Annotated in this window: 4 protein-coding genes, 1 pseudogene and 1 CRISPR repeat array; all 5 genes and pseudogenes read left to right on the top strand. The window is 63.8% G+C overall.

The genetic code is table 11. The features are described from left to right. The first annotated feature begins 287 nt into the window (after nucleotides 1-287). Nucleotides 288-1,402, top strand: a pseudogene (locus QZY48_RS02305) (ISAzo13 family transposase). Between the two features lie 205 nt (nucleotides 1,403-1,607). Then, nucleotides 1,608-1,892, top strand: coding sequence for a CRISPR-associated endonuclease Cas2 (locus tag QZY48_RS02310; protein ID WP_295427164.1), 285 nt, complete (start codon nucleotides 1,608-1,610; stop codon nucleotides 1,890-1,892). 4 nt (nucleotides 1,893-1,896) lie between these two features. Continuing rightward, entirely contained in the window at nucleotides 1,897-2,865 is a 969-nt protein-coding gene (gene cas1, locus QZY48_RS02315) for a CRISPR-associated endonuclease Cas1 (RefSeq protein WP_295427167.1), read from the top strand. A gap of 8 nt (nucleotides 2,866-2,873) precedes the next feature. Further along, nucleotides 2,874-3,746 carry a CRISPR-associated endonuclease Cas1 gene (locus QZY48_RS02320; RefSeq protein ID WP_295427170.1) on the top strand — a complete coding sequence of 291 codons (873 nt, stop codon included), beginning with the start codon at nucleotides 2,874-2,876 and terminating at the stop codon, nucleotides 3,744-3,746. Nucleotides 3,747-4,038: 292 nt separating this feature from the next. After that, nucleotides 4,039-4,374, top strand: a complete 336-nt coding sequence (gene cas2, locus QZY48_RS02325; protein WP_295427173.1) for a CRISPR-associated endonuclease Cas2 — start codon at nucleotides 4,039-4,041, stop codon at nucleotides 4,372-4,374. A gap of 221 nt (nucleotides 4,375-4,595) precedes the next feature. Continuing rightward, nucleotides 4,596-4,988: a CRISPR direct-repeat array (repeat unit 37 nt; unit sequence GTTCCAACCTGAGACCCGAATGAAAGGGGATTAAGAC). The last annotated feature ends 57 nt before the right edge of the window (nucleotides 4,989-5,045 follow it).

The following is a 5,045-nucleotide window of genomic DNA, read 5'->3' on the forward strand; positions in this document are numbered from 1 at the left end:
GATTTCTGAGTAAAAGTTTCCCGCTTTTTGGGATAGAATATTGGCACTGGCAGATTTCCTCCGCGGCGCAGGAAAGCGACAACAATAGGCACTTGGGAGGCTGCGATTCAGCGGGTTGCAGGATTCGCCACCCGCCTCAATGTTCCCAATAGATTGACCCATCGAGTGCGTTTATGTCCTCCGAGACCGAAGCGGTCGCGCTGCCCTTGCTCACCACGCAAGTGGAAGACCTCAGATTGGCGAGTTCCAACATGACGGGAGCGACACGACGTGCTTTCCAGGCCCAGATGACGCTGAAATATTGCGATGGCAATGCCCGCCAAGCGGAGCGGGTATTCGGTTGGGGCCGCTGGACCGTCCAGCTTGGTCTTCATGAGTACCGTACTGGGATAATCTGCCTGGGTGCGCAGGAAGCGTACTGTGGCCAGCCGCGTTGGGAAGAGAAGCACCCGGATGTCGCCAACGCGTTATGGCGATTGGCGGAATCGCAGTCGCAACAGGATCCGACCTTCCGAACGGCGCTCTCGTATACGCGTTTGACGGCCGCGGAAGCGCTGAAACAGCTGCGCACATTAGGCTTTGCCGAAGATGTCCTACCATCCCCGAGTACGATGGCGGTGGTGCTCAACCGCAATGGCTACCGGCTACGTCCAGTGCTCAAAGCAAAGCCCCAGAAAAAATTCCAGAAACCGATGCCATCTTCGCCAACATCAAGAAAAAAGACGGAGAATCAATTTCGGACGGCACGGTCAAGCGCGTGAGCATTGATTGCAAGGCGACTGTCAACATCGGGCCTTACTCTCGCGGGGGCGTGACGCGGGGCGACAACCAAGCGGCTGACCACGACATGGGTTGCGAGGAAAAACACACGCCGTTCGGCATCGTGGATGAGGACACCGGGCAACTGGATGTGATGTTTGGCAGTTCTGCCAAGACCAGCGATTTCATCGTCGATAGCTTAGAAGAATGGTGGGAGCGTCTGTCGCAGTCAGAACGCGAGAACACGTCCCTGATTCAGATCAAGGCCGACAACGGTCCAGAAAGTAATGGCCGACGCACCCAGTTTCTGCATCGCATAGTAGCGTTTGCCGATGCTACCGGCAAGCCCATCCAACTGTTGTACTACCCGCCATACCACAGTAAATACAATCCGATCGAGCGGTGTTGGGGCATTCTTGAGAACCACTGGAATGGCACTCTATTGGTGGATGTCGACACGATGCTGGAATGGGCGAAGAGCATGAAGTGGAAGGGCGTACACCCCATCGTCGAACTCAGTCGTAAGGTCTATGAAAAGGGCATCAGCCTATCGAAGAAATTGATGGAAGACGTCGAAGCACGGTTGAAGCGCAGCCCGACCTTGCCAAAATATGACATTTTTATCAAGCCTATTCTCGGGTAATATTTTTAACAGAAATCACCTTATGTCCCGCCCTTTCAGGGCTAGGCCAAATAAACAACGCTATCCCAGGGCGTTGCCCTGGGCTGATATATCACGCCCCTTCGGGGCTTGATCATGCGCAAGAATAGCTGAAACGGGGTACTCGGCCGCGACGAAAAGCTTTTCAGATCAGCCCCCGCGCCAGCCAGTGGCTTACTCTTGCCCCATGACCCAGCGCACCCTCTACATCGCCGCCTACGACATCAGCAGCGACGCCCGCCTGCGCGACGCCCTGCGCATTCTCAAGGGCTACGCCAGCGGGCGTCAGAAGTCGGTGTTCGAGTGTTTTCTCAGCCCCGCCGAGCGCCAAGGCCTGCTCGGCGAGGTGCGCGGGGTCATCGACCCGATCGAGGACCGCTTCCTGCTGGTCCGGTTGGACCCCCGCGGCAAGGTCCGCGTCCGCGGTCGCGCCAACCGGCCGACTGACCCACCCTGGTTCTATGTCGGCTGACACCATGAGCACACTCTATCTGGACCGCCGCAACTGCTCCCTGGACATCGAGGGACGCGTGCTGACCGTCGCCATCGACGGGCAGCGCGAGACCACGGTCCCGCTGCACCTCCTGGAGCGCGTCGTCCTGCGCTCCAATGTCACCCTGGGCAGCAGCCTCCTGCCCCGGCTGGCCGCGGCCGGCATCGCGGTCATCGCCTTCGGCGGGCGCTTCGGCCGCCAGCACGCCACCGTGCTCGGCGCCATCCACAACGACGCCGCCCGCCGTGTCGGCCAACTGCGCGCCTATGACGACCTGAGCTTCCGCACCCGCTGGGCGCGTCGCCTGTGCCTGGGCAAGGTCCGCGGCCAGCGCCGCCTGCTCGCCGGTGCCGCCGCCGCCCGCCCCGATGAGCGGCACGCGCTCACCAAGGCCATCCAGGCCCAAGACCAGGCGCTCCTGCGCCTGCGCGGCGAGCCCGACCTGCTGATGGAACAACTGCGCGGCATCGAAGGGGCCGCCGCCGCCGGCTTTTTCCTGGGCTACACCCGGCTCTTCGCCCCCGCGCTCGACTTCACCGGGCGCAATCGCCGGCCCCCGCGGGACCCGGTCAACGCCGCCCTCTCGCTCGGCTACACCCTGCTGCACACCGAGGCCGTCCACGCCGCCCACCTCGCCGGTCTGGACCCCATGGTCGGCTTCTACCACGAGTTGGATTTCGGCCGACCCTCACTGGCCTCCGACCTGATCGAACCGCTGCGCGGCCAGGTCGAGCAGTGGGTCTGGGACAACTTTCGCGAGCGCACCCTGCGCCTGGAGGACTTCACCCGCGAGGGCGAGGCCTGCCTGCTCGGCAAGAATGCCCGCCAGCGCTACTTCGCCTCCTATGAGGTCTTCGCCCGCCCCCGCCGCCGCCTGCTGCGCCGCTGGTGCACCAGGTTGGCCATGCATCTCGCCGAGCGCGGGCGCCCCCGCCCCGCCCAACCGGAGTAAGACCGCCGATGGACAACCACAACCCCGAGTGGCCCGCCCAGGTCGACCCGCTGCGGGAGGACCCGAGCCCGCTCTACCTGGCCCCGGCCGGACAGACCTGGGTCGGACTGGACGGCCCTGCGCTTCGCGTCAGCCAGCCGGACCGGGCCGAGCGGCTCTATCCCCTGCGCCGGATCGGCCGCGTCCACTGCAACCCGCACGTCGCCTGGGAGCAGGAGGCCCTGCTCGCGTGCGCCGAGGCCGGTATCCCGATCCTCTTCCTGGACGACGACGGACTCATCCGCGCCCGCCTGCTCGGGCGCCCCGGGCAACGCGACGAGTTGCGCAACCGGCTGGTCGAATTCCTGCTGAGACCCGAGGCCGCGGGCATGCTCAACCACTGGTTGAACGAGCACCACCAGCGCGCCGCCCGCTGGGCCGCCATCAAGCTCCGCGACTTCCACGGCTGGACCGACCGCGGACCCAGGCCCGACAAGGACCAGGTCGCCGCCTTGCGCGCCTGGATCAACCACCGCGCCGAGCAGCTCGCCGGGACCGCCGACGCCCTGGACAGCCGCCAATGGCTGCGCGGCCTCGCCTACGGCTGGATGGAAGAACACCTGGCGGACCTGGGCTTCGCCCGCACCACCGAAGTCGCCCAGGTCGGCGCGCCCGCGCTCGCCGCCGATCTCACCGACATCTTCTACTGGTACCTGGAGCCCGGCCGCATCGGCTGGCTCACCCGCCGACACCTGGCCGCGCAGCGCACCGGCGAACCCCTGCACCCGCCGAGCTATCGCGACACGGTGCGACTCTTCGAATCACACCCCACCCGCGCCGCCGCCCGCGGCCGCGACCTCACCAGCGCCCTGCATCGCTGGCTCATCCATGAGGCCGGCTAACCCCGTCGCCGCCCGGGGGCCGCTCCTACCGCGGTAGGAGCGGCCCCCAGGCCGCGACGTGCCGCCGCAAAAACTCCAGCCGGAGTGTTTGATTCCAGAAAAAGCGGTTTAGCCGCAAATGAACGCAAATTGACGCAAATAATCAGAGACTTGGCCTTTGCTGCATGTTCACCGTCCGGATGACGCCCGCGACGATGCTAACCAGCAGATTTATTTGCGCTAATTTGCGTTCATTTGCGGCCAAATACTCTTCTTGGGTTGATCACCCCCCGCCCCCACCAGGACCCCCACCATGCCCATCAACCAAACCAAACTCCACCTCCTCGCCTACGACATCGCCAACCCCGCCCGCCTGCAGCAAGTCCACCGCACCGTCCGCCAGGCCGGCATCCCGCTGCAATACTCGGTCTTCCTCGTCCCCGGCACCGCCCCCGACATCGACCTCTTGCTGCGCGAACTGGACGAGATCATCGAGCCCAAGGAAGACGACATCCGCGTCTACCCCCTCCCCAGCCGACTGCAAGCCGATCGCTACGGCCGCCAGCAACTCCCGCTCGGCCTCGACCTCGTCACCGGCGACCACCTTCACGACAGCCTCCTCGCCCTCCTCGGCGAGCCCACGCCGTAGGAGCGGCCCCCCGGCCGCGCGGTACCCCGGCCGCGCAATACCCCGTCGCCACGCCCCGCCCACCCGGCCCAACCCCCTTGTCCCCAAGCCGAAACCCGGCTAAGGTTAAGCCCACGAACAGCCACTCTCGGAGCCCCCCGCATGAGAACTTTCCGACCAGCCAAAAACCTGGCAACCCCATCCGCAGATGCCTGTTTGTGCAGGATTTCCGCCAACGGGCGGTTCCAACCTGAGACCCGAATGAAAGGGGATTAAGACGTGACGTTCACAGGCGCAGCGGCAGGCATCGGAGAGTTCCAACCTGAGACCCGAATGAAAGGGGATTAAGACCGGGAAGTAATACCCGAAGCAGTCGGGCACAATGTTCCAACCTGAGACCCGAATGAAAGGGGATTAAGACTCCGCTTTGGCTTGCAAGTAAGGACCGCGAGCAAGTTCCAACCTGAGACCCGAATGAAAGGGGATTAAGACTTCGCCATCGGGGGCTTGTCGCCCTCAGCTTCGACGTTCCAACCTGAGACCCGAATGAAAGGGGATTAAGACACACAGTTGGGCGTCGACTAGATCGGCAACCCCGGTTCCAACCTGAGACCCGAATGAAAGGGGATTAAGACTTGGCGGCTATGGCGGCGTCAATGCGTGCAATCGTTCCAACCTGAGACCCGAATGAA

Source organism: uncultured Thiodictyon sp. (assembly GCF_903828115.1).
Classification (GTDB): Bacteria; Pseudomonadota; Gammaproteobacteria; order Chromatiales; family Chromatiaceae; genus Thiodictyon.

Excerpts from the sequence above, each read along its gene's own strand:
- QZY48_RS02320 (WP_295427170.1), top strand. The coding sequence starts at position 2,874 with ATGGACAACCACAACCCCGAGTGGCCCGCCCAGGTCGACCCGCTGCGG.
- QZY48_RS02310 (WP_295427164.1), top strand. The coding sequence starts at position 1,608 with ATGACCCAGCGCACCCTCTACATCGCCGCCTACGACATCAGCAGCGAC.
- cas1 (WP_295427167.1), top strand. The coding sequence starts at position 1,897 with ATGAGCACACTCTATCTGGACCGCCGCAACTGCTCCCTGGACATCGAG.
- cas2 (WP_295427173.1), top strand. The coding sequence starts at position 4,039 with ATGCCCATCAACCAAACCAAACTCCACCTCCTCGCCTACGACATCGCC.